The sequence below is a fragment of the Staphylococcus sp. HMSC069E10 genome, from assembly GCF_001809205.1.
GTDB lineage: Bacteria > Bacillota > Bacilli > Staphylococcales > Staphylococcaceae > Staphylococcus > Staphylococcus hominis.
In genome coordinates this window covers 1-404 of sequence record NZ_KV796510.1, presented here as the reverse complement: position 1 = coordinate 404, position 404 = coordinate 1, and the positions used below count along the sequence as shown (strand labels likewise).

The 404-nt window shown below is 50.7% G+C and carries 4 tRNA genes; all 4 read right to left on the bottom strand.

The features are described 5' to 3' along the window. Window positions 1–74, bottom strand: a tRNA-Pro gene (locus tag HMPREF2561_RS10305). A 23-nt stretch (window positions 75–97) separates the two neighbouring features. Next, window positions 98–174 (bottom strand) — tRNA-Arg (locus HMPREF2561_RS10300). An 11-nt stretch (window positions 175–185) separates the two neighbouring features. Continuing rightward, a tRNA-Leu gene (locus HMPREF2561_RS10295) sits at window positions 186–274 on the bottom strand. Window positions 275–281: 7 nt separating this feature from the next. After that, window positions 282–356 (bottom strand) — tRNA-Gly (locus tag HMPREF2561_RS10290). Window positions 357–404: the final 48 nt, after the last annotated feature.

Here is a 404-nt window from a genome sequence, read left to right as displayed (position 1 = left end):
TCGGGAAGACAGGATTCGAACCTGCGACCCCTTGGTCCCAAACCAAGTGCTCTACCAAGCTGAGCTACTTCCCGTATATTAAATTGATAATTTTAAATGGCGCGCCCGATAGGAGTCGAACCCATAACCTCTTGATCCGTAGTCAAACGCTCTATCCAGTTGAGCTACGGGCGCTATATTTAAATTGGTGCCGAGGACCGGAATCGAACCGGTACGGTGATCTCTCACCGCAGGATTTTAAGTCCTGTGCGTCTGCCAGTTCCGCCACCCCGGCAAAATAATGGAGCGGAAGACGGGATTCGAACCCGCGACCCCCACCTTGGCAAGGTGGTGTTCTACCACTGAACTACTTCCGCATATTAAAATAAATCGTATGAGCCATAGAGGATTCGAACCTCTGACCC